This is a genomic window from Lentzea sp. NEAU-D7, from assembly GCF_026242055.1.
In the GTDB taxonomy this organism is placed as follows: domain Bacteria; phylum Actinomycetota; class Actinomycetes; order Mycobacteriales; family Pseudonocardiaceae; genus Lentzea.
This window is the reverse complement of the sequence record NZ_JAPJDL010000015.1, coordinates 123,604-144,833: the sequence shown is the minus strand read 5'-3', so window position 1 is coordinate 144,833 and position 21,230 is coordinate 123,604. Positions and strand designations below refer to the sequence as shown.

Here is a 21,230-nt window from a genome sequence, read left to right as displayed (position 1 = left end):
GTGACCCCGACCCCGTCCGGTCACCGGGGTTCCAGCGTCTCCAGGAACTCGCCCGGCTCCCGCGCCACCCCGAAGTGGTCGCCGGTCGCGAAGTCCGCTCCGGCCGCGCGCCACCACTCGGCCTGCTCGGCGCTGTCGATCCCCTCCACGGCGACCGCCACACCCCGCTCCCGCAACAACGGCAGCAGCGCCGCCACGTACGGGGAGCGGCTCGTCACCAGGCCGGGCGCCACCCGCACCGCCCGCACCGGCAGGTCGGACGCGAGCAGACCGAAGTCCAGCGGCCCCATCCCGAAGTCGTCGATCGCGGTCAGCACGCCCATGCGGGCCAGCACGGCCAGGTTGTCCGCCGCGTCGGCCACGGCCAGCACGCCGCCGGGCATGCTGATCATCAGCTTGTCGGCGGGCACGCCGATCTCGTCGAGCACCTCCACGACCCGCGAGACCAGGTCCGCGTCGGACGACTGGTGCGCGGTGAGCCGCACGGCCAGCGTCCTGTCCGACTGCCCGCGCTGCCGCCACCACGCCGACTGGCCGCCGGCGACCTTCAGCAGCCATCCGCCGAGCGGCAGGATCAGGCCGGTCTGCTCGGCCAGGTACGCGCACCGGTCGTGGGACTGCACGCCGGACTCCGGGCTGTCCCAGTGGAACTCCGCCTCGACACCGCTGACCGCGCCGTCCGCGAGCCGCACGACCGGCCGGTACCGCACGGTGATCTCGCCGTTCTCCCACGCGGCCGGCATCTCCACGGCCAGCGCGTCGTCCCGGAGCTCCTCGGCGTCCTGACCGGCGTGGTACAGCTCCCACTGCCCGCGCCTGCCCTTCTTGGCGCGCCGCAACGACCGTTCCGCCGAGCGCAGCACGTCGACCGGTTCCTCGCCGGGGCCTGGCCGGTGCACGACGCCCGCGCTCATCGACGCCGACACACCGTGACCGTCCACGAAGGTCGGTTCGAGCATCAGGTCGTCGTTGATGCCCCTCATGATCGCGTCGATGCCCGGAGTCGTCGCCGAGTTCTCCAGCAGGACGCCGAACTCGTCGCCGCCGAACCGGGCGATCATGACCTTCTCCCCCGCCAGCAACGTCTTCAGCCGGCCGGTGACGTGCTGCAGGTACCGCTCGACGACCCGGCCGCCGAAGCTGTCGCGCAGCATCCCGAACGCGTCGAGGTCGAGGTGGAAGACGGTGATGCCGTACTCGGGATCGGCCTTGCGCAGCGCGATCTCCAGCTGGGTGGTGAAGAACTGGCGGTTCGGCAGCCCGGTCAGCACGTCGTGCAGCGACTGCCGCTTGAGCTCGTTCTGCAGCAGCGCCAGCTCGGTGCCGTCCTCGATCACGACGACGAAGTGCATGGGCTTGTCGTCGGCACCGCGCAGCAGCGACGCGGCCAGCGTCACCGGCGCGGAGTCGCCGTCCTCGCGCAGCAACCGCTGCGACTGCCGGAAGCGGTCGATGGTGCCGGCGGCGAGGTCGGTCATCGCGTCGCGCAGGATCTCGGTGAAGGTGGGCTCGACCAGGTCGAGCAGCGGCGTGCCGGTGAGCTCGTCCGACGTGCGGCCGAGGATCTGACCGGTGGCGGCGTTCACCTGGAGCAGCCGGCCCTCGAGGTCGACGATCAGCACGCCGTTGGTGGACGACGTGACGACCTCGTCGAAGCGGGCCTGGCTCTCCCTGAGGTTCCAGTTCGCGTCGCGGACCGCCTTGAGCAACGACCGCTGCATGCTCTCCTGCTGCGCCAGCACGGACTCCGCGTTCGCCGCGGTGAACCCGGCGCCGAGCGCGCCCATCGCGAGCGCGATCCGTTCCGCGTACCGCTCGACGGGCTGGAACTCCGGCAGCGCGAGCAGACCCCTGCCGAGGACCTCGGTGGTGCACCTCAGCCCGAGCCGGCCCAGATGTCCCAGCGTCGCGAGGTCCGCGCCGACCGCCTCGACCGAGGCGGTCGCGAACGGTTCCTCGTGCAGCATCGAGCACAACTCGTCGAGCCGGATGCCCAGTTCCTCGTCGAGATCGTCTCGGCCCAGGGGAATCGCGACTGCTCCGAGCAGGCGGTACGACCATTTGCGGGCGAGCGTCTTCCGCGCCTTCGCATTGTCCTGGGGCGAAGGCGGTACGTCTGGTATTCGGCTCGGGTTGGTCATTCTGGTGGCCGCCTCGCAATGGCTCTGAGGTCCGGCAGTTTACCCACGCAGAGTCGGCCCCGCCTCAACCGGTCGCGTGAATCGGCATCACACCATCGGTAATCGCTACGGCTTCCGGCCGACCCCGGCGAAGGCGATCCTGTTCACCGCCGGATCATCCGAGACGTCACCGGGACCGGAGGGTCGCCATTCGGCGAATTTGACGAGTCCGGGCTCGACGAGTTCGAAATCACCGAAGAACGCCTCGACCTCGGCGCGGTCACGATAGGCGACGTCGCCGCCGCCCGCCTTGGCCATCCTGTCGGTGACCGACCGGGCGTCGTCGTTCACGTGGTCGCCGGCCATGTGCGAGATCGCGAGGTAGCTCCCGCTGGGCAACGCCTCGCGGTAGCGCTTGAGCAGGCTCTGCGGGTCGGCCTCGTCGGGCACCCAGTGCACCATGAACAGCATCAGCAGGCCGATGGGCTGGTCGAAGTCGAGCAGCCGCTTCACCTCGCCGCTGTCCAGGATGCTGTCCGGGTCGCGCATGTCGGCCTGCAGCACGCCGACGCGGTCGTTGCCGGCGACGATCAGCTCACCGTGCGCGACGGCGACGGGATCGCGGTCCACGTACACGACGCGGCACGACGGGTCTTCCTCCTGCGCGACCTCGTGCACGTTGGCCACGGTCGGGATGCCCGAGCCGATGTCCAGGAACTGGCGCACGCCCTGGTCGGTCATGAAGCGCACCGCGCGGCGCAGGAAGGCCCTGTTGAGCCTGGCCGCGTTGCGGGAGTTCGGCATCATCTGCTCGGCCTTGTCGCCCATCAGGCGGTCGACCGCGAAGTTGTGCGCACCCCCCAGCAGGTAGTCGTAGACGCGCGCCGCGCTCGGCACGGAAACATCCACGCTCTGCGGAACCCAGTTCTGCACGTCGGACACGACTACCCACCTCTTCAGGTTGCGGACGCACTAGCTTAGACACGCACAAAGCGCTAGCGACTACGCCGCAAGTGTGAACGCACTCCACCCGATCGGGCACTGTCACTCTCGACCGAACGACTCATAGGGTGGCTCGATCTCTTTCCGCCTCACTAGGAGCGATGATGTCCGTCCCGGTGGCACCCGGAAGGATGCCATTTCTCGGGCATTCGTTGCCTATGCTCAGGAAAAGATTCGCATTCACCGGGAATTTACGTGGCCAGGGTGATCTGGTCGAAGTACACCTCGGGCCGATGCGCACCTATTTCGTCGCCAGCCCGAAGCTGACGCACCAGGTGCTGGTCACCGATGCGCCGAAGTTCCACAAAGGCCGGATGTACGACAAGTTCCGGCCGTTCGTCGGCAACGGGCTCGCGGTGTCGAGCGGAGCGTTCCACCTGCGCCAGCGCCGCATGATGCAGCCCGCGTTCCACCGCGACCGGATCGCCGGTTACGCGAACACCATGCTCCGCGCGACGCTCGACCTGCTGGACGGCTGGCGGCCCGGCGAGGTGCGGCAGCTGGAGGCCGACATGCAGGGCCTCGCCGTCACGATCGTCGGTGAGGCGCTCTTCTCCACCGAGATCGGCAAGAAGGCCATCGCCGAGGCACGCCGGTCCGTCTTCGTGATCATCAGGAACGGGATCCTGCGCGCCCTCTCACCGGGGTTCGTCGAGAAGCTGCCCATCCCGGCCAACCGCGAGTTCGACGAGGCCATCGCCCGGATGCGCGCGATCGTGCACGAGGTGATCGACAGCCGTCGTGACGACGAGACCGACCACGGCGACCTGCTGTCGACGTTGCTGATGGCCAGGGACGCCGAGACCGGCGAACCCATGACCGACGAGCAGGTCTTCGACGAGGTCATCACGCTGCTGACGGCGGGGATCGAGACGACCGCGCTGGCGCTGGCCTGGATCTTCCACGAGATCGCCGCCAACCCCGAGGTGGAACGGCGGGTCGTGGCGGAGGTCGACGAGGTGCTGGCCGGCCGTCCGGTCACCGTCGACGACGTGCCGGAGCTGACCTACGTCGGCCAGGTGGCGAACGAGGTCCTGCGGAAGTACCCGCTCTGGCTCGTCATGCGCCGCACGGCCGTGGAGGTCGAGCTCGGCGGCGCCGTCCTGCCCGCGGGCACCGAGGTGATCCTCAGCCCGCACACGATGCACCACGACCCCGCGAACTTCCCGGACCCCGAGCGCTTCGACCCCGACCGCTGGGCCCCCGGACGCGCCAAGCAGCTGCCGAAGGGCGCGTTCGTGCCGTTCGGCGGCGGCATCCACCAGTGCATCGGAAACCACTTCGCGCTGACCGAGATCGCCATCGTGGTGGCCACGGTCTGCGCGCGCTACCGGCTGGTCCCCGACCGGCCCGTGCGCACCACGTTCACGAACGCGGCCTACCCCCACGACCTGATGATGAAGGTCGTCCCCCGCTAGCTGGAGGTTGTTCCCCCATGCGTTTCCGTCGGCTCTGCGCCGCCGTGCTGCTCGCTGCCCTCGTACCGGATCCCACGCCGGCCAGCGCCGCCGCGACGAACTGCCAGGACGTGTACACGCCCGTTCAGTTCGGCCTCATCAGGCAGACGATGTACGGCAGGCTGTGCGTCCCGCAGGGAGCGAAGACGGTCCAGGTCCTCATCCCCGGTGGCACGTACACCAGCGGCTACTGGGACATCCCGGTGGAAGGCGAGACCCGTTCGGTCACGCGCGCGATGAACAGCGCGGGCATCGCCACCATGGCCGTCGACCGGATCGGCTCCGGCAGGAGCACGAAGCCGCTGAGCATCCTCGTCGACGTGCCCAACCAGGCCGAGGCGGTGCACCAGGTCGTCCAGAGCCTGAAGCCCCGGTTCGCCAAGGTGCTCGTCGGCGGGCACTCGATCGGCTCGGCCATCGCGATGGCCGAGGCGGGCAGGTACCGCGACGTCGACGGCGTCCTGGTCACCGGCATGACGCACCAGTGGGACTACGTCAGGGCCGTACCCGCGCTGACGAACCTGATCCCCGCGCTGGTCGACCCGAAGCTGAGCCTGCGCGGCCTCGACGTCGGCTACCTGACGACGGCGCCGGGCACCCGCTACGACATGTTCCACGCGCCCGGCCCGAACGTCCCCAGCGTGATCGACCTCGACGAGGCCACGAAGGACGTCGTGTCGGCGGGCGAGTTCGTCACCACGGCGCTGATGTCGAACCTCGTGCTGCCGGTGAGCGCCCTCATCGACGTGCCGGTGATGACCGTCCAGACCTCGGCCGACTACTTCTGCGGAACGCCGCCGCTCGGCGCCGACTGCTCCTCGGCCCAGGCACTGGCCGCCTCCGAGAAACCGTTCTACCCCAGGGCGCCGCGGGTCGACGGCTTCGTCGTCAACGGCTACGGGCACGTCTTCAACTTCGACACCAAGGCGGCCACCAGCTACCACTCGGCCGTCATCGCCTGGCAGCGCGGCGTCTAGCCCAGCTTCCGCAGGAACTCGCCCGCGTCCAGCGGGGAGCCGTAGTGGGCGCCGATCGCGAGGTCGGCGCCCGCTTCACGCCACCACGCCTCCTGCTCGGCGGTCTCGATCCCGTCCACGCAGAGGTTCACGCCCAGGTCGTGCACGGCCGGGATCAACGTGGCGGAGCGGGGATCCTGCCTGTGCACCAGGTCCTTCGGCACCAGCACGGACACCACCTGCAGTGCCGAGAGCCAGGCCAGGTCACGCGGACCGAGCCCGAAGTCGTCGATGGCGATCCGGACGCCCATGTCCGCGAGCGTGCCGAGGTTGTCCGCCGCGTCGGCCACGCCCAGCACGCCGACCGGCATGCTCAGCGTCAGCCTGGCGCCCGGCATCCCGGTCTCCTCCAGCACCTTCGACACCCGTGACACCAGGTCCGCGTCGGTCGACTGGTGGTGCGTGAGCCGCACGCCGAACTGCTGGTCGAGCTCGCCGCGCTGGCGCCACCACTGCGCCTGGCCGGCGGCGATCCTGATCAGCCACTCGCCCATCGGCAGGATGAGCCCGCTCTCGTCCGCGAGTGCGGCGCAGCGGTCGGACAGGTCCCAGTGCAGCAGGGCCTCGACGCCGGCCAGACCGCCGGTCGCCAGGTCGTGGACGGGCCGGTAGACGACGCCGATGTCGCCCTGCTCCCACGCTCCCGGCATCACCACGGCCAGCGCCGCGTCACGGCGCCCGGCCGCGTCCTCGTTGGTGTGGAACAACTCCCACTGCCCGCGGCGGTCGCGCTTGGCCTGCCGCAGCGCCAGGTCGGCCGTGCGGAGCAGCTCGACCGGGTCGACGTCGGGCGACGGCCTGTGCACGACGCCCGCGCTCACCGACACGGCGAGACCGTGGTCGTCCACATAGGTCGGTTCGCCCAGGTCTGCGTTGATCGTCGCCATCGTGGTCGCGACGTCCGGTGTGAGCGCCGTGTTCTCCACGACGATGCCGAACTCGTCGCCGTCGAACCGCGCGACCATGGCGTTCTCGTTCGACATCACGGCCCGCAGCCTGCGCGCGACGTGCTGGAGCAGGTGCTCGCCGACCCGTGCGCCGAGGCTGTTGCACACCAGGCCGAACGCGTCGAGGTCGAGGTGGAAGATGGTGACGCCGAACTCGGGGTCGGCCCTGCGCAGCACGGTTTCGAGGTGGGTGGTGAAGAACTGCCTGTTCGGCAGCCCGGTCAGCACGTCGTGCAGCGACTGCCTGCGCAGTTCTCCTTGCAACAAAGCAAGTTCCGTGTCGTCGTCCGCCATCACGAGGACGTGGCTCGCCTTGCCGTCGTCGTCGCGCAGCAGTGACGCCGTGAGCGTCACCTTGGCGAACTCGCCGTCACCGCGCACGAGCTGCATCGGTTCCCGCTCGAACTCGCCGCGCTCGGACAGGACCCGTTCCATCATCTCGCGGAACACCACGATCGAGTTCGGCGCGATGAGCTCGACGAGACGGGTGCCCGGCTCGGGCTGACGTCCGATGATCACGCTGATCGACTCGTTGCCCCAGGCGAGGCGGCCGTCGAGCCCGACGATCAGGATGCCGTTGGTGGACGAGGACGCGATGCCCTCGAACTTCGCCTCGCTGTGCCGCTGGTCCCGCTGCGCGTCGTGGGCGGCCTTGAGCAGCGAGCGCTGCATGCTCTCCTGCTGGTCCAGGATCGCGCGTGCCCGCGCCGCGGTGAAGCCGCACGTCAGCGCGCCGATCCCGCCGACGACGCGAACGGTGTGCTGGTCGCTGGAACTGAACTCCTCCAGCGTCAGCAGGCCCTTGCCGAGCACGTCGACCGTGCGCTTGAGCCCGGGCTCGTTGACGTAGCCGAGAGCGACGAGCCGTTCGCCCACCTCCTCGAACGGAGCAGGGTCGAACGGTTCGCTGTGCAGCGCCGCGCACAATGCGTCGAGCTGAGCGCCCAGTTCGGCGTCCAGCTCGTCTCGGCTCAGCGCGACTACGACAACGCTGCTGAGCAGGTAGCTCCACTTGCGCGACAAGGCTTCTCGCGCACGGACGGCGGCGGTGTCCTCGCGTGGAACGGCATCGGGTCTTCGGCTCGGTTTCGTCATTCCCGTTGCCCTGTATGGGTTGGAGAGTGCCCGGCAGTTTACCCACCGGCAGTCGGCGCCCGTTGCGCCAACCGTGTGATCCTCCGACACTACAGCGTGGTTTCAGTCCTTACGACCGACCCCAGCGTACAAGAACATGTTCATGGACGCCTCGTCGGCGAAGTCGCCGGGTCCGTCCGGGCGCCACTCCCCGCACCCGACGAGACCGGGCTCCACCAGGGAAAACCCGTCGAACAACGCACTGACCTGCGCGTGGTTGCGCATGTGCATCTGGTCGGCGCTCCTGCTGCGGTTGACGACCTCGGCGGCCTGGCCGACGGTGTCGTCGATCTGGTCCTCGGCCACGTGCGTCATCACCAGGAAGCTGCCGGCGGGCAGCGCGTCGCGGTAGTGGGCGACGAGCTTGTCCGGGCTGTCCTCGTCGGGCACCCAGTGCATCATGAGCAGCATCAGCAGCCCGACCGGTTCGTCGAGGCGCAGCAGCCTTTTGACCTCGGGACTCGACAGCACGACCTCGGGGTCGCGCATGTCGGCCTGCACGATGGCGGCGTTTTTGTTGTCGGACAACATCAGTTGACTGTGCGCGACGGCGACGGGGTCCTTGTCGACGTAGACGACACGCGCGGCCGGGTCGCGTTCCTGGGCGACCTCGTGCACGTTCGCGACGGTCGGGATGCCGGAACCGATGTCGAGGAACTGGCGAATTCCCTGGTCCATCAGGAAGTTCACCGCGCGACCGAGGAACCGGCGGTTGAGTCTGGCGACGCTGGGCAGGCCTGGCACCAGCTTCTCGATCTGCGATCCGACCTGCCGGTCGGCGGCGAAGTTGTGGGCGCCGCCGAGGATGTAGTCGTAGACGCGGGCCATGCTCGGCACGTTCGTGTCGATGCCGAGCGGCACCCAGCTCTGGGGCTCTGCCACGGGGAACACCTCTTCGGTTCGTGGCGGTTCGGGGAAGAGGCACGAGCTTAGTCACCCGAGCGCCACGCGCACTGAACCATCAGAGTGACGCCGAACCACCCGTTCAGGCACTGTCGTCTTCCCCCAAACGGCTCCTAGGGTGGTCCATCCCCATTCGGCCCAACTCCACAGGAGTCCGAATGCCCGTCCCGGTGGCTCCCCACCGCTGGCCGTTGCTCGGGCACACCCCGTCGATGATCGTGCAGCGCGCCAAGTTCACCGACGCGCTGCACGAACACGGCGACGTCGTGCGTCTCGACCTCGGCCCGCTGCACGCGCACTTCGTCACGAGTCCTTCGCTGACTCACGAAGTGCTTGTGTCGCAAGGATCGAAGTTCCGCAAGGGCGCCATGTTCGACAAGTTCCAGCCGTACCTGGGCACGGGGCTGCTGCTGTCGAACGGCGAGTACCACCTGCGTCAGCGCCGGATGATGCAACCGGCATTCCATCGGGAACGGATTGAAGCGTATGCCTCGACGATGGCTCGTGCTGCTGCTGCGCTGGCTGCGCGGTGGCGCCCCGGCGAGATCCGCGTCGTCGAGGACGACATGCAGGAGCTCGCGGTCACCATCGTCGGCGAGACGCTCTTCTCGACGGAGATCGGCAAGCGCGCGGTCCAGGAGGTCCGCCGGTCCATCTTCACGGTCATCCAGCAGGGCATGATCCGCGCGCTCTCCCCGTCGTTCGTGGAGAAGCTCCCGCTGCCGGGCAACCGGGAGTTCGACGCGGCCATCGCGCGCATGAAAGCCGTTGTGCTGAAGGTGATCGAGAGCTGGCGCGCGGACGGCACCGACAACGGCGACGTCCTGTCCATGCTGCTGCTGGTGCAGGAGGACGGCGTCGGCATGACGGACCAGCAGACCTACGACGAGGTCCTGACCCTGCTCACCGCGGGCATCGAGACCACGGCGATCGCGCTGGCCTGGGCGCTCTACGAGGTGGGCAGCGATCCGGAGGTCGAACGCCGGCTGCACGCCGAGGTCGACTCGGTCGTGGGCGACCGGCCGGTGACGTTCGCCGACGTCGGGTCGCTGACCTACACCACGCGGATCGTGCAGGAAACACTGCGGAAGTACCCGGTCTGGTTCGTGATGCGGCGGACGCTGACCGAGGTCCAGCTGGGCGAGGTCTCACTGCCCGCCGGCGCCGAGGTGATCATCAGCCCGCACGCGCTGCACCACGACGAGCGCTACTTCCCGTCTCCGGAACGCTTCTGGCCCGACCGCTGGACGCCCGAGTTCACCGCCGGCCTGCCGCGCGGCGCGTTCATCCCGTTCGGCGGCGGCAACCGCCAGTGCCTCGGCAACACCTTCGCCCAGACCGAGATCGTCATCACGCTCGCGACCATCGCGGCGCGGTGGCGTCTCGTCCCGACCCGTCCGGCGCGCGTGAAGTTCACCTCCGCGCCGTACCCGAACGGCCTGCTCATGAGGGCCGTCCCCCGCAACTAGTTGGAGGTAGTTCCCCCATGCGTTTCCGCCGGCTGTGCGCCATCGCGCTGCTCGCCACCGGAACCCTGTTAGCCCCGCCGCCTGCCTCCGCCGCCACCGCGGCGTGCCAGGACGTCGCCTATCCCGTGCGCATCGGCCTGACCCCGCTGGTCACCTCGCAGGAGACCATGGCGGGCAGGTTGTGCGTCCCCGCGGGCGCGACGACCGTGCAGGTCCTGATCCCGGGCGGCACCTACGACAGGACGTACTGGGACGTCGGCTACGAGCCGTCGACCCACTCGTTCACCCAGGCGCAGAACAAGGCGGGCTTCGCCACGCTCGCGCTGGACCGCCTGGGCACGGGCAAGAGCTCCAAGCCGCTGAGCGCCCTGGTCACCGCCTCGACCCAGGCCAGCGCGGTCCACCAGGTCATCACGACCCTGAAGCCCCGCTTCAGCAAGGTGATCGTCGCGGGCCACTCGATCGGCTCGGCGATGGCGATGATCGAGGCGGGCACCCACCACGACGTGGACGGCGTGCTGGTCACGGGCTTCACGCACAAGATGAACTACATAACCGTCGTCCCCGTGCTCGCCAACATGGTCCCGGCGGGCCTGGACCTCGGCTACCTCACCACGATGCCGAACACCCGCTACGACGCGTTCCACGCACCGGGTCCGCTGGTCCCGGGCTCGATCTCGTTCGACGAGGCCACCAAGGACGTCTTCGCCGCCACCGAGGCCGTGGACACCATCCTGCTCAACACGGTCGTCATCCCGATCTCGAGCAGGATCACCGTCCCGGTCTTCATCGTCGTCGGCAACGACACCCACTTCTGCAGCTCCGGCGTCCCGCTGATGGGCAGCGACTGCTCCTCCGCCGCCGCGCTGAAGGCGGACGAGGCCCCGTTCTTCCCCGCGGTCCCGCGCCTGGACACCTACATCCTCAACGGCTACGGCCACTCCATCAACTACGCCCCGAACGCCCCGGACTACCACGCCGCCGTGGCCCAGTGGGCGAAGACCATCTAGCTAGACTCGGCGCATGGACGAAGAGATCCACGAGCGAGTCCGCGAGTTCATCAAGGCCATCCCGCGCGGACGAGTCGCCACCTACGGCGACATCGCAGATCTCGCGAAGGCCCCGTCGCCACGGCTGGTCGGCCGCGTCCTCAACGAGGACGGCAACGACCTGCCGTGGCAGCGGGTCCTCAAGGCCGACGGCACCTGCGCGCCGCACCTCCGCGACACCCAGCTCCAGATGCTGCACGAGGAGGGTGTGCCGAACCTCGACGGCAAGGTGAACCTGCGGGAGTACCGCTGGGAGGACGCCCGCAAGGAGGCCGACGAGGTACCCGGACTTTGGTGACGGCCGCCAAACGCGACCGTCACACAGCACGCGCCGGATGACCGCCCGCATGAACGCGTTCGCTGTCGCAAGGTGACCACGTACGAGTCCTGGTGTGGCGATGCGCAGCGAGCCGTCTGAACCTGGCGCCGCCGGGTAGCGGTTCGGGCCCTTCAAGGCGATTGGGGCTTTACCTTGAGTGGGCGGGATGCTCCCCTCACGGGCACGGCCGGGCGCTTTCCAGCCCGGCCTTTTCCGGCCGTCTAAGCATCCCGCCAGAGGCTCGAGGTCAAGCCCCAATCGCAACCCCGCGCAGTTCCGTCACTGCCTGACGGACCACCCTCGCAAGGCGACCGAACGCCAGGAACGCGACCCACCCCGCTGGAACGGGAACAGGTCAACGAAAGCCGGCCCGCGCCGCAGCCCTCAAGCAGATCGCGACAACACGGCCCGAGCCTCGAAGTACTTCCGCAGAACCACATCCACGACAAGCGGATGTGCCCCGATGGGCTCGGCCACGACGTCCGCACCACAGGCCGCAAGCGACCCGTGGAACACCCCGGGCGCCAACAGCCAAGAAGCGACAGCCACCCGCCGCCCCCGCCCCGACAACCCGGCCACCACATCGGCCACACGAGGCGTGGCGGTGGCCACGTACCCGACCCCGGCCGCCCCGAGCAACGCCGCAGCCTGCCGGACGGTGGCCAGAGCCCGCGCATCGGAAGAACCCGCCGCGGCGAGCACAACTGCGTCGCCGCGGCGGAAACCTGCCTCCCGCAACCGATCCCGCACCGCGGGCACCGCGTCCAGCCCGACCGGCGAGGTCAGCACGACGTCGGACCGGGGCCCGATCTGCTCGGGGATGTCCACCCGAACGTGGTACCCGGCCGCCAGGAACACCGGCACCACGACGCAAGGTCCGTCCACAACGGACCGGACGTCCGGCTGCCGCACGTCGGCGTACGCGACCTCGACGGGCAGGTCCACCGACTCCTGGACCGCGGCGGCGATCTCCGAGCACACCACGGTCCCACGCGGATCACACGTCCCGTGGAACGCCAACACCAGCTTCATGCAGGCTCCATCGCTAGCCGGTAACCACGCTTCACGACCGTGCACACCATCTGCGGCGACCCCAGGGCGGTCCGCAACCGCCCGATCGCCGTCTCGACGGCGTGCTCCTCGCCGCCGGAAGGCAAGGCCGCCAACAGGTCCTGGCGCGACACCACCCGGCCACGAGCGGCCACCAGGGTCCGCAGCACGGCCATGGGAGCCGGCGCGACAGGGCGCAGCTCACCGTCGATCACCACGGCCTGCGCGCGCATCTCCATGTCACGGGAGGCGATCCGCAACCGCAACGCCCGTGACGGCAGTTCCAGCGCCAGCTCGCGCACCATCGACCCGATCCGCGACCGGGCGGGCTGCACGACGGGAATACCGGCGGCCACCAGCGGCCCGGCCGTGATCGCGCCGACCCCGACGACGAGAACATCTCGCCGCAGGCAGGAGATCAGAGCTCCGGGGTCCGCAGCCGTGCGCAGGACGGAAGAAGCCGCGGGCGCCGACGTGAACGTCAGCGCGTCCACCTGCCCCGCCAGGACGGCGTCGATCAACCGCTGCAACGGACCCATGTCCGCCGGCGGCTCCCACCGGTAGACCGGGATCTCGACCACGAGGGCCCCGGCGGCCTCCAGCGTGTTCACGAAGTCCGGCAACGGCTCGCCGTGCAGCTGAACGGCGACCCGCTTGCCCGACACACCCATCCGCAGCAGGTACTGCAGCAGCTCTGCGTTCGACTCCGACGACGGCGACCAGGCCTCGACCAGGCCGGCCGCGCGGACCGCGCCCTTGGCCTTCGGGCCGCGTGGCAGGACCACGGCACCTTCCAGCGCACGGTGCAGGCGCGCGGCGAGTCCCCAGCCCTCGGCGGCCTCGAACCACCCGCGGAAGCCGATCGCCGTGGTCGCGACGACGACGTCCACGGGTGACGACACGAGTTCCAGCGTGGCGGCGTGCAGGGTCGCGTCGTCGGGCAGCGGCACGATCCGCAGGGCCGGGCCGTGCAGCACCGAGGCGCCCTTGCGTTCCAGCATCGCGATGAGCTCGTCGGCCCGGCGGGCCGCGGTCACGCCGATCGTGAAGCCCGCCAGCGGACCCGTCATGTCAGCTCCACAACACCGTCACGCACGCGGACTTGATGCACCGCAACGGAGACGGATGGTTCGTCCAGGCACTTGCCGGTCGCCAGCTCGAACGCCTGCTTGTAGACAGGTGACACCACGACGGGCACGCCTCCGCGGTCGCCCACGATGCCGCGCGAGAGCACCGCGGCGCCGCTGAACGGGTCGATGTTGTCGAGCGCGTGCACCGTGCCGTCCGCGGTCAGGAACACCGCGACCTGCGAGCCGTCGGGCCGCAGCGCGGCGACACCTTGTTCCGGACGCAACACGTCGAAGTCACAGACGATCACCTGACGACCTCCGGGATGCCCAGGGAAACGGGGACGCGCTGACCGCGTTCAGCGCGGAACGAGATCGTGGGGTCGGGGACGCCCGGCGCGTTCACGAACGACGTGAACCGCGCCAGCTTCTCCGGGTCCTCCAGCACTCCACGCCACTCGTCGGCGTAGTCGGAGACGTGCGACGCCATCGCGGCCTCCAGTTCGTCGCAGATGCCGAGCTTGTCGTCGACGATCACCTCGCGCAGGTGGTCGAGCCCGCCGTCGAGCCCTTCCAGCCACGCGGCGGTGCGCTGCAGCCGGTCAGCCGTGCGGATGTAGAACATCAGGAAACGGTCGATCACGCGGATCAGCGTCTTGGTGTCCACATCGGACACGAGCAGGTCGGCGTGCCGCGGCGTGAAACCGCCGTTGCCCGCCACGTAGAGGTTCCAGCCGTTCTCCGTGGCGATGATGCCGAAGTCCTTGCTGCGCGCCTCCGCGCACTCGCGGGCGCAGCCGGACACCGCCGACTTGAGCTTGTGCGGCGACCGCAGGCCCCGGTAGCGCAGCTCCAGCTCGATCGCGAGGCCGACGGAGTCCTGCACGCCGTAACGGCACCAGGTCGTGCCGACGCAGGACTTCACCGTGCGCAACGACTTGCCGTACGCGTGCCCGGACTCGAACCCCGCGTCGACCAGCCGGCGCCAGATCTCCGGCAGCTGGTCGACCGTCGCACCGAACATGTCGATGCGCTGACCGCCGGTGATCTTCGTGTACAGGCCGTAGTCGCGGGCCACCTCGCCGATGACGATCAGCTTCTCCGGCGTGATCTCCCCGCCGGGGATGCGCGGCACGACCGAGTAGGTGCCGTTGCGCTGCAGGTTCGCCAGGAACCTGTCGTTGGTGTCCTGCAACGAGACCTGCGTCTCGCCCAGGATGTGCCCGTTGCCCAGCGACGCGAGGATCGAGGCCACCGCGGGCTTGCAGATGTCGCAGCCACGTCCGGTGCCGTGCTTCTCGATCAGCGCGGAGAACGTCGTCACGCGCGTCGCCCGGATGATCTCGAACAGCTCCGCGCGGGAGTACGTGAAGTGCTCGCACAGCGCCTTGGACTGCTCGACACCGCACTCGGTCAGCAGCTTCTTCAGCATCGGCACGCACGAGCCGCAGCCCGTGCCGGCCTTGGTGCACGCCTTCAGCTCGGCCACGTCGCACGCGACACCGGACTGGATCGCGTCGGTGATCGTCTGCTTCGTCACCGCGAGACAGGAGCAGACCTGCGCGTCCGCGGGCATCTCCACGTCGACGGCCCCGCCCGGCTGCAGCAGCGCGGCCGGAACCTCCTTGCCCACCAGCGGCCGCAGCGACAGGTACGACGAGGCGTCGCCGACGAGCACGCCGCCGAGCAGGATGCGGGCGTCGTCCGACACCACGAGCTTGCTGTAGGTGCCCGCGACGGCGTTGTTCACCACGACTTCCAGCGCGCCCTCGGTCTGGGCGTGCGCGTCGCCGAACGACGCCACGTCCACCCCGAGCAGCTTCAGCTTCGTGGACACGTCGGCACCGGGGAACACCCTGCTACCACCGGAGAGCTGGTCGGCGACGACCTCGGCCATCGAGTAGCCGGGGGCCACCAGGCCGTACGTGACGCCCTCGACGGCGGCGCACTCGCCGATCGCGAAGACGTGCGGGTCGGCGGTGCGGCAGGCCGCGTCGACCAGGTAACCGCCGCGCGGCCCCAGTTCGAGCCCCAGGTCCAGGTCGGTGCGCGGCCGGATGCCCGCGCTGAACACCACGACGTCCAGGTCGAGCTCGAGCCCGCTGGCCAGCTTCGCGATCAGCCGCGAGCCGTCGCGTTCGATCGAGGAGGCGGACGTGCCGGTGTGCACGGTCAGGTCGAGCTTCTCGACGAGCCGCTTCAGCAGCCCGGCACCACCTTCGTCGACCTGGATCGGCATCAGCCGCGGCGCCAGTTCCACGACGTGCGGCGAGACTCCCATGCCGCGCAACGCGTTGGCGGCTTCCAGGCCGAGCAGGCCACCGCCGAGCACCATGCCGGAACGCCGGCCGGGCCGGGCAGCGGCCTCGACCGTCGCCCGGATCTCGTCCAGGTCGTCGACCGTGCGGTAGACGTGGCAACCGGGCAGGTCACGGCCGGGCACCGGCGGCACGAACGGCACCGAGCCGGTGGCCAGCACGAGAGCGTCGTAGGAGACCTCGACACCCGAGGCGCCCACGACGACCTTGCGGGCGCGGTCCACGGACACGGCCTTCTCGCCGAGCCGGAGCTCGCAGCCGCTCAGCGCGGGCAGCTCCAGGTCCGCGAAGGTCCAGCTGTCCACATAGGACGACAGCGCGACGCGGTCGTAGGCGGGACGGGACTCCTCGCCGAAAACCACGATCCGCCAGGACGAGTCACGAAGGATCTCGACGAGCCGGTGGCCGACCATGCCGTTGCCAACTACGACCAGAGTCTGGGTCATCGGGCATTCCTCCTTCCGCCCGGTATGCTCACCGGGCGGCGTGTCATCCCAAGGTCCGCGGTATTTCGCGGGTGTTAAAGGAAACTCTCTTCGCAGATCAGCGCGGTGTGCGTCACACGCCCGCGTAGGCGAGCGACGGACGCGTCGCGAACACGTTGCGTCGCAGGTAGAACCACCACGTGGTGCCGACGCAGAGCCCGTAGAAGACCAGGAACGCGGTCAGCGCGGGCGTCAGGGTCTTCGACCCCTCCAGCGAGAACTTGAAGACCAGGTTCACCAGCACACCACCGGCGGCACCGATCGCACCCGCGATGCCGACGACGGCGGCGGCCTGGCGCTTCGCGGACTTGTCGTCGTCGGACTGGGTGCGGAAGATGGCCGGGATCATCCGGTACGTCGAGCCGTTGCCGACGCCCGCCAGCACGAACAGCGCGATGAACGAGCTGAAGAACAGCGCGAAGTTCCGCGAGTCGACGCTGACGATGACGCCGATCGTGCCGATGCCGAGGCCGACGAACGTGCCCAGCGTCACCTTGGCGCCACCGACGCGGTCGGCCAGCCAGCCACCGAGCGGGCGGGCCACCGAGCCGATCAGCGCGCCGAGGAACGCGAGCGCCACCCAGCCCTTGTAGTCCACGAAACTGATCTTGATCAGCGACGGGAACGCGAACGAGAACCCGATGAACGAGCCGAACGTGCCGATGTACAGGAAGGACATCACCCACGTGTGCCGGTTCGACAGCGCCAGCTTGTACGACTGACCGTCCGGCTTGGCCTGGGTGAGGCTGTCCATGAAGAACCACGCGCACGCCGTGGCAAGGACGATGAACGGCATCCAGATCAGCGCCGCGTAGGCGAGGTGGATCCCGGTGCCGATGGTGATCACGATCGGCACGAGGAGCTGCGTGACCGCGACACCGAGGTTGCCGCCGGCCGCGTTCAGGCCGAGCGCCAGGCCCTTCTTGCCCTCGGGGTAGAAGAACGAGATGTTCGCCATCGACGACGAGAAGTTGCCGCCACCGAGGCCCATCGCGGCCGAGGTGAGCAGGAAGAACCAGTAGGGCGTGCCCGGCGTCGACACCGCGTAGGCGAGCATCGTGCACGGGATGAGCAGCAACCCGGCGCTGATCGTCGTCCACACCCGGCCACCGAAGCGCGGCACCGCGAACGTGTACGGCACCCGCAGCGCGGCACCCACCAGGTTCGGCACGATCAGCAGCCAGAACTGCTGTCCGACGCTGAAGTCGAAGCCGACGGAGCCGAGGCTCACGACGACGATGCTCATCAGCACCCAGACGCTGAACCCGAGGTTCTCCGCGAGAATGGAGAACACGAGGTTCTTGCGGGCGATCCGCTTGCCCTTGTTCTCCCAGAACTCGGGCTTCTCCGGCTCCCAGTGGTCGATCCAGCTCATTGAAGTCCTCCGCGGGGTCGGCGTTGCCCGAAAAACTAGGAACCTCGCATTACCGAGGCGTTCTGGGCGGTGACGGCGAAGGCAACTCCGCCGCACATCAGGCAGGGGCGGGCTGTGAGGCTCCGAGCCAGTCGAGCAGCCCGCACACGGCGTCCTTGCAGCCACCACAGCCCGTGGTCGCGCGGGTGGCCTCCGCGAGCTGCGGCAACGACTCGGCACCCGCACGCCAGGCCGACACGATCTGTCCCTTGGAGACGGTGTTGCACCGGCAGATCACCGCGCTGGACGGCAGATCGGCGGGCGACGCGGCCTCGGCGGGCAGCGCGCGTCCCAGCAGCAACGCGAGGCGGTCGGTCGGTGCGGGGATGCCGCGGTCGTAGAGCTGGGTGATCGTGGCCGCCGCGTCCGGCGCACCGAGCACGATGGCGCCCGTCACCCGGTCGTCGCGCAGCACGAGCTTCGCGTACCGGCCGCGCGAAGGCTCCTGGAAGCACAGGACCTCCGAGTCCGGGCAGTCCACATCGGTGTGCACGTCACCCAGCGCCGCGAGGTCGACGTCGCGCGCCTTCAACCGCGTGACGACGGAAGTGCCCAGGTACCGCGCGGCCGGGTCCGCGCCGGTCAGGCGGTCCGCGAGCACGGTGGCCTGGTCCCACGCGGGCTGCACCAGGCCCGACACCGTGCCGGGGTGCTGGGCGCAGTCGCCGATCGCGTGGACGCGCGGGTCGCTGGTGCGCAGCGCGTCGTCCACGACGATGCCGCGGTCGACGGTCAGGCCGGCCCGCACCGCCAGTGACGTCTCGGCGCGCACTCCGGCGGAGACCACGACGAGCTCGGCGGGGACGTGCGTGCCGTCGTCGAGGATCAGGCCGTCGCCGGGCAGGTACTTGGTGGCCAGCGAGTTCAGGCGGAACTCGATGCCGAGCTTGCCGAGCGTGCGGGCGAGCACGCCACCGGCGCCGGGGTCGAGCTGGCGTTCCATGAGGTGGCCGACGGGGTGGACGACGGTGACCAGACAGCCGCGTCCGGCCAGGCCGCGGGCGGCCTCGATGCCGAGCAGGCCGCCGCCGAGGACGGCGACGGGCATGCCCTTGTCCGCCTTGGCCTCGATCTGGGCGCAGTCGTCGAGGGTGCGGAAGGCGACGACGCCGGGGGCGAGCCTGCCGTCCTCGGTGAGGCCTTCGGCCGGTGGGACCCAGGGAACGCTGCCGGTGGCGAGGACGAGGGCGTCGTAGGGGATGGACTCGGTGCCGGACTCCGAATCGGCACCGCCAGTCCTGCCGACCACCACCGCGCGGGCGGCGCGGTCGATCTCGACCACCTCCCAGCCCAGCCGCAGGTCGACCCGGTGCTCCTCCGCCCACCTGTCGTCGTGCAGCCGCGTCGACTCGGGCGTCATCGTGCCCGCCACCACCGTCGACAGCAGCACGCGGTTGTACGCGGCGTGCGGTTCCGCACCCACGACGGTGATGGAGATGTCGGGGTCCCGGCGGCGCAGTTCGTCCGCCAGCCGCGCACCTGCCATGCCGTACCCGACGATCACGACTCGCCTCATGCCCGCTCCAATCGAACCGCGCAGACCTTGAACTCGGGCATCCGGCTCGTGGGATCGAGCGCGGGGTTGGTGAGCAGGTTCGCCCGCCCGTCACCGGGGAAGTGGAACGGCAGGAACACCGCGTCGGCGCGCATGCTCGGCACGCACCGCACGACCGCCGTCACCGTTCCCCGCCTGGACACGACGTGCGCGGACTCGCCGGAAGCGAGACCCGCCCGTGAAGCCGTGTCCGGGTGGACCTCGACGTACATCTCGGGAACGGCCTGGAGCAGCTCGCCGATCCGCCGCGTCTGCGCTCCCGACTGGTAGTGCTGCAGGACGCGGCCGGTGGTGGCCTGCAACGGGAACTCCTCGTCCGGCGGCTCGGCGGGGCCGCGGTGGTCGACCGGGATGAACCGCGCCAGGCCGTCGGGGTGCGCGAACCGGTCGAGGAAGAGCCTCGGGGTGCCGGGGTGGTCCACCGACGGCACGGGCCAGTGCAGCTGCTCGGACTCCAGCCGCTCGTAGGTGATGCCGGAGTAGTCGGAGAGGCCGCCGGCCGACGCGCGGCGCAGCTCCTCGAAGACCTCGGCCGGTGCCACCGGGAACTTCTCGCCCACACCGAGCCGCGAAGCGAGGCCCTGCAACAGCTCCAGGTCGCTGCGCACCCCGGCCGGCGGGTCGAGTGCCTTGCGGCGCCTGATGATCCGGCCTTCGAGGTTGGTCATCGTGCCGTCTTCCTCGGCCCACTGCGTCACCGGGAACACGACGTCGGCCATCGCGGCGGTCTCCGACATCACGAAGTCCGCCACCACCAGCAGGTCCAGCGCCTTGAACCGGTCGACGACACCGGACGCCCGCGGCGCCGACACCACCGGATTGCTGCCGAACACCAGCATCGCCTTGATGTCTTCCGCGACCAGCAGCTCGTACGCGCTGCGCCCAGGTCCGGGCAGCCACGACACGTCCCAGACGTCCATGATGTGCCGCCGCGCGACGGGATCGTCGATCTTGCGGTAGCCGGGCAGCTGGTCGGCCTTCTGGCCGTGCTCGCGACCGCCCTGACCGTTGCCCTGCCCGGTCAGGCAGCCGTAACCGGAGCCCGCCCGGCCGGGAAGTCCCAGCGCCAGAGCCAGGTTGATCCACGCCGAGACGTTGTCGGTGCCGGACGCGTGCTGCTCGGTGCCGCGGCCGGTCAGCACGTACGACCGCCCGGCCAGCATGTGCACGGCGGCGCGCTGGTCGGCGGCGGACACGCCCGTCACGCGTTCGACGCGCTCGGGCCACCACGCGGCCGCCACCCGCCAGGCCTCGTCGAAACCCGAGGTCCTGGAGTTGACGTACTCCTTGTCGATCACGCCCTCGATGACCGCCGTGTGCAGCAGTCCCAGTGCCAGCGCCAGGTCCGTGCCCGGCGCGGGCTGCAGGTGCAACGTCGCGCGCTCGGCGGTCGGCGTGCGCCGCGGGTCGATGACGATCAGCCGTGCGCCTTCGAGGTGCCGCAGGAACGGCGGCATCGTCTCGGCCGGGTTCGAGCCCGCCAGCAGCACGGTGTCGGCGCCGCGGAGGTCGGTCAGGGGGAACGGCAGCCCGCGGTCCAGCCCGAACGCCTTGTTGCCCGCGGCCGCGGCCGACGACATGCAGAACCGGCCGTTGTAGTCGATCTGCGAGGTCTTCAGGGCGACGCGCGCGAACTTGCCGAGCGCGTAGGCCTTCTCGTTCGTCAGCCCGCCGCCGCCGAACACGGCGACCTCGTCGGGCTCGTAGGAGGTGATCCGTGCGGCCACGAAGTCGAGGGCCTCGTCCCAGGACACCGGCTGACCGTGCAGAAGAGGCGTGGTGAGGCGGCCGGGATGGCGCAGCAGCTCCCCTGCCGTCCAGCCCTTCTGGCACAGCCCACCGGGACCAGGTGTCACCTGGCCGTCGATGACGCTCATGGAGCACTGCAGCGCGCAGTAGGGGCAATGGGTCACGCCGCTGACGCT

16 protein-coding genes are annotated in these 21,230 nt (G+C 69.7%); 5 read left to right on the top strand and 11 right to left on the bottom strand.

Annotated elements, in window-relative coordinates:
* Positions 1–20: 20 nt before the first annotated feature.
* Complete coding sequence (locus ORI60_RS27990) at positions 21–2,141, bottom strand: putative bifunctional diguanylate cyclase/phosphodiesterase (RefSeq protein WP_266040983.1); 2,121 nt, start codon at positions 2,139–2,141, stop codon at positions 21–23.
* 105 nt (positions 2,142–2,246) lie between these two features.
* Positions 2,247–3,062, bottom strand: coding sequence for an SAM-dependent methyltransferase (locus tag ORI60_RS27985; protein ID WP_266040982.1), 816 nt, complete (start codon positions 3,060–3,062; stop codon positions 2,247–2,249).
* Positions 3,063–3,226: 164 nt separating this feature from the next.
* On the opposite strand from ORI60_RS27985, the gene ORI60_RS27980 reads away from it, so the two are divergent.
* On the top strand, positions 3,227–4,540 hold the full coding sequence (locus tag ORI60_RS27980; protein WP_266040981.1) for a cytochrome P450: 1,314 nt from the start codon (positions 3,227–3,229) through the stop codon (positions 4,538–4,540).
* Positions 4,541–4,557: 17 nt separating this feature from the next.
* Positions 4,558–5,556: an alpha/beta fold hydrolase gene (locus tag ORI60_RS27975; RefSeq protein ID WP_266040980.1), complete on the top strand. Its 999-nt coding sequence runs from the start codon at positions 4,558–4,560 to the stop codon at positions 5,554–5,556.
* Here the strand turns inward: ORI60_RS27975 and ORI60_RS27970 are convergent.
* Together ORI60_RS27970 and ORI60_RS27965 are read right to left on the bottom strand one after the other, a co-directional pair.
* Entirely contained in the window at positions 5,553–7,565 is a 2,013-nt protein-coding gene (locus ORI60_RS27970; protein WP_266040979.1) for a putative bifunctional diguanylate cyclase/phosphodiesterase, read from the bottom strand. The genes ORI60_RS27975 and ORI60_RS27970 overlap by 4 nt on opposite strands.
* A gap of 174 nt (positions 7,566–7,739) precedes the next feature.
* Positions 7,740–8,558, bottom strand: a complete 819-nt coding sequence (locus ORI60_RS27965) for an SAM-dependent methyltransferase (RefSeq protein WP_266040978.1) — start codon at positions 8,556–8,558, stop codon at positions 7,740–7,742.
* A 179-nt stretch (positions 8,559–8,737) separates the two neighbouring features.
* On the opposite strand from ORI60_RS27965, the gene ORI60_RS27960 reads away from it, so the two are divergent.
* Genes ORI60_RS27960 through ORI60_RS27950 form a run of 3 tightly spaced genes read left to right on the top strand, consistent with a single transcriptional unit; the run spans position 8,738 to position 11,395 of the window.
* Positions 8,738–10,048: a cytochrome P450 gene (locus ORI60_RS27960; RefSeq protein ID WP_266040977.1), complete on the top strand. Its 1,311-nt coding sequence runs from the start codon at positions 8,738–8,740 to the stop codon at positions 10,046–10,048.
* 17 nt (positions 10,049–10,065) lie between these two features.
* Positions 10,066–11,058: an alpha/beta hydrolase gene (locus ORI60_RS27955; RefSeq protein WP_266040976.1), complete on the top strand. Its 993-nt coding sequence runs from the start codon at positions 10,066–10,068 to the stop codon at positions 11,056–11,058.
* A 13-nt stretch (positions 11,059–11,071) separates the two neighbouring features.
* Positions 11,072–11,395 (top strand): MGMT family protein, encoded by a 324-nt coding sequence (locus ORI60_RS27950; protein WP_266040975.1) that lies wholly within the window; start codon positions 11,072–11,074, stop codon positions 11,393–11,395.
* A gap of 405 nt (positions 11,396–11,800) precedes the next feature.
* Here the strand turns inward: ORI60_RS27950 and ORI60_RS27945 are convergent, their stop codons facing one another.
* From ORI60_RS27945 to ORI60_RS27915, 7 genes are all read right to left on the bottom strand, one after another.
* Positions 11,801–12,448 (bottom strand): sirohydrochlorin chelatase, encoded by a 648-nt coding sequence (locus ORI60_RS27945; protein WP_266040974.1) that lies wholly within the window; start codon positions 12,446–12,448, stop codon positions 11,801–11,803.
* Entirely contained in the window at positions 12,445–13,536 is a 1,092-nt protein-coding gene (locus tag ORI60_RS27940; protein ID WP_266040973.1) for a uroporphyrinogen-III synthase, read from the bottom strand. The genes ORI60_RS27945 and ORI60_RS27940 overlap by 4 nt, the downstream gene beginning before the upstream one ends.
* Positions 13,533–13,844 carry a nitrite reductase small subunit NirD gene (nirD, locus tag ORI60_RS27935; protein ID WP_090065721.1) on the bottom strand — a complete coding sequence of 104 codons (312 nt, stop codon included), beginning with the start codon at positions 13,842–13,844 and terminating at the stop codon, positions 13,533–13,535. Before nirD ends, ORI60_RS27940 begins: the two co-directional genes overlap by 4 nt.
* The gene (gene nirB, locus ORI60_RS27930) at positions 13,841–16,297 is read right to left on the bottom strand and encodes a nitrite reductase large subunit NirB (RefSeq protein WP_266040972.1); all 2,457 of its coding nucleotides are present in this window, start codon (positions 16,295–16,297) and stop codon (positions 13,841–13,843) included. Before nirB ends, nirD begins: the two co-directional genes overlap by 4 nt.
* Before the next feature lie 112 nt (positions 16,298–16,409).
* Complete coding sequence (locus ORI60_RS27925; protein WP_266040971.1) at positions 16,410–17,711, bottom strand: MFS transporter; 1,302 nt, start codon at positions 17,709–17,711, stop codon at positions 16,410–16,412.
* 97 nt (positions 17,712–17,808) lie between these two features.
* Entirely contained in the window at positions 17,809–19,266 is a 1,458-nt protein-coding gene (locus ORI60_RS27920) for an FAD-dependent oxidoreductase (RefSeq protein ID WP_266040970.1), read from the bottom strand.
* Entirely contained in the window at positions 19,263–21,182 is a 1,920-nt protein-coding gene (locus ORI60_RS27915) for a molybdopterin oxidoreductase family protein (RefSeq protein WP_266041063.1), read from the bottom strand. Before ORI60_RS27915 ends, ORI60_RS27920 begins: the two co-directional genes overlap by 4 nt.
* Between the last annotated feature and the right edge of the window lie 48 nt (positions 21,183–21,230).

What these genes read in the sequence shown, in the direction of transcription:
- ORI60_RS27925 (WP_266040971.1), bottom strand. Translation starts at nt 17,711, where the DNA reads ATGAGCTGGATCGACCACTGGGAGCCGGAGAAGCCCGAGTTCTGGGAG.
- ORI60_RS27990 (WP_266040983.1), bottom strand. Translation starts at nt 2,141, where the DNA reads ATGACCAACCCGAGCCGAATACCAGACGTACCGCCTTCGCCCCAGGAC.
- ORI60_RS27980 (WP_266040981.1), top strand. Translation starts at nt 3,227, where the DNA reads ATGTCCGTCCCGGTGGCACCCGGAAGGATGCCATTTCTCGGGCATTCG.
- nirB (WP_266040972.1), bottom strand. Translation starts at nt 16,297, where the DNA reads ATGACCCAGACTCTGGTCGTAGTTGGCAACGGCATGGTCGGCCACCGG.
- ORI60_RS27945 (WP_266040974.1), bottom strand. Translation starts at nt 12,448, where the DNA reads ATGAAGCTGGTGTTGGCGTTCCACGGGACGTGTGATCCGCGTGGGACC.
- ORI60_RS27960 (WP_266040977.1), top strand. Translation starts at nt 8,738, where the DNA reads ATGCCCGTCCCGGTGGCTCCCCACCGCTGGCCGTTGCTCGGGCACACC.
- ORI60_RS27920 (WP_266040970.1), bottom strand. Translation starts at nt 19,266, where the DNA reads ATGAGGCGAGTCGTGATCGTCGGGTACGGCATGGCAGGTGCGCGGCTG.
- ORI60_RS27955 (WP_266040976.1), top strand. Translation starts at nt 10,066, where the DNA reads ATGCGTTTCCGCCGGCTGTGCGCCATCGCGCTGCTCGCCACCGGAACC.
- ORI60_RS27950 (WP_266040975.1), top strand. Translation starts at nt 11,072, where the DNA reads ATGGACGAAGAGATCCACGAGCGAGTCCGCGAGTTCATCAAGGCCATC.
- ORI60_RS27915 (WP_266041063.1), bottom strand. Translation starts at nt 21,182, where the DNA reads ATGAGCGTCATCGACGGCCAGGTGACACCTGGTCCCGGTGGGCTGTGC.
- ORI60_RS27940 (WP_266040973.1), bottom strand. Translation starts at nt 13,536, where the DNA reads ATGACGGGTCCGCTGGCGGGCTTCACGATCGGCGTGACCGCGGCCCGC.
- ORI60_RS27975 (WP_266040980.1), top strand. Translation starts at nt 4,558, where the DNA reads ATGCGTTTCCGTCGGCTCTGCGCCGCCGTGCTGCTCGCTGCCCTCGTA.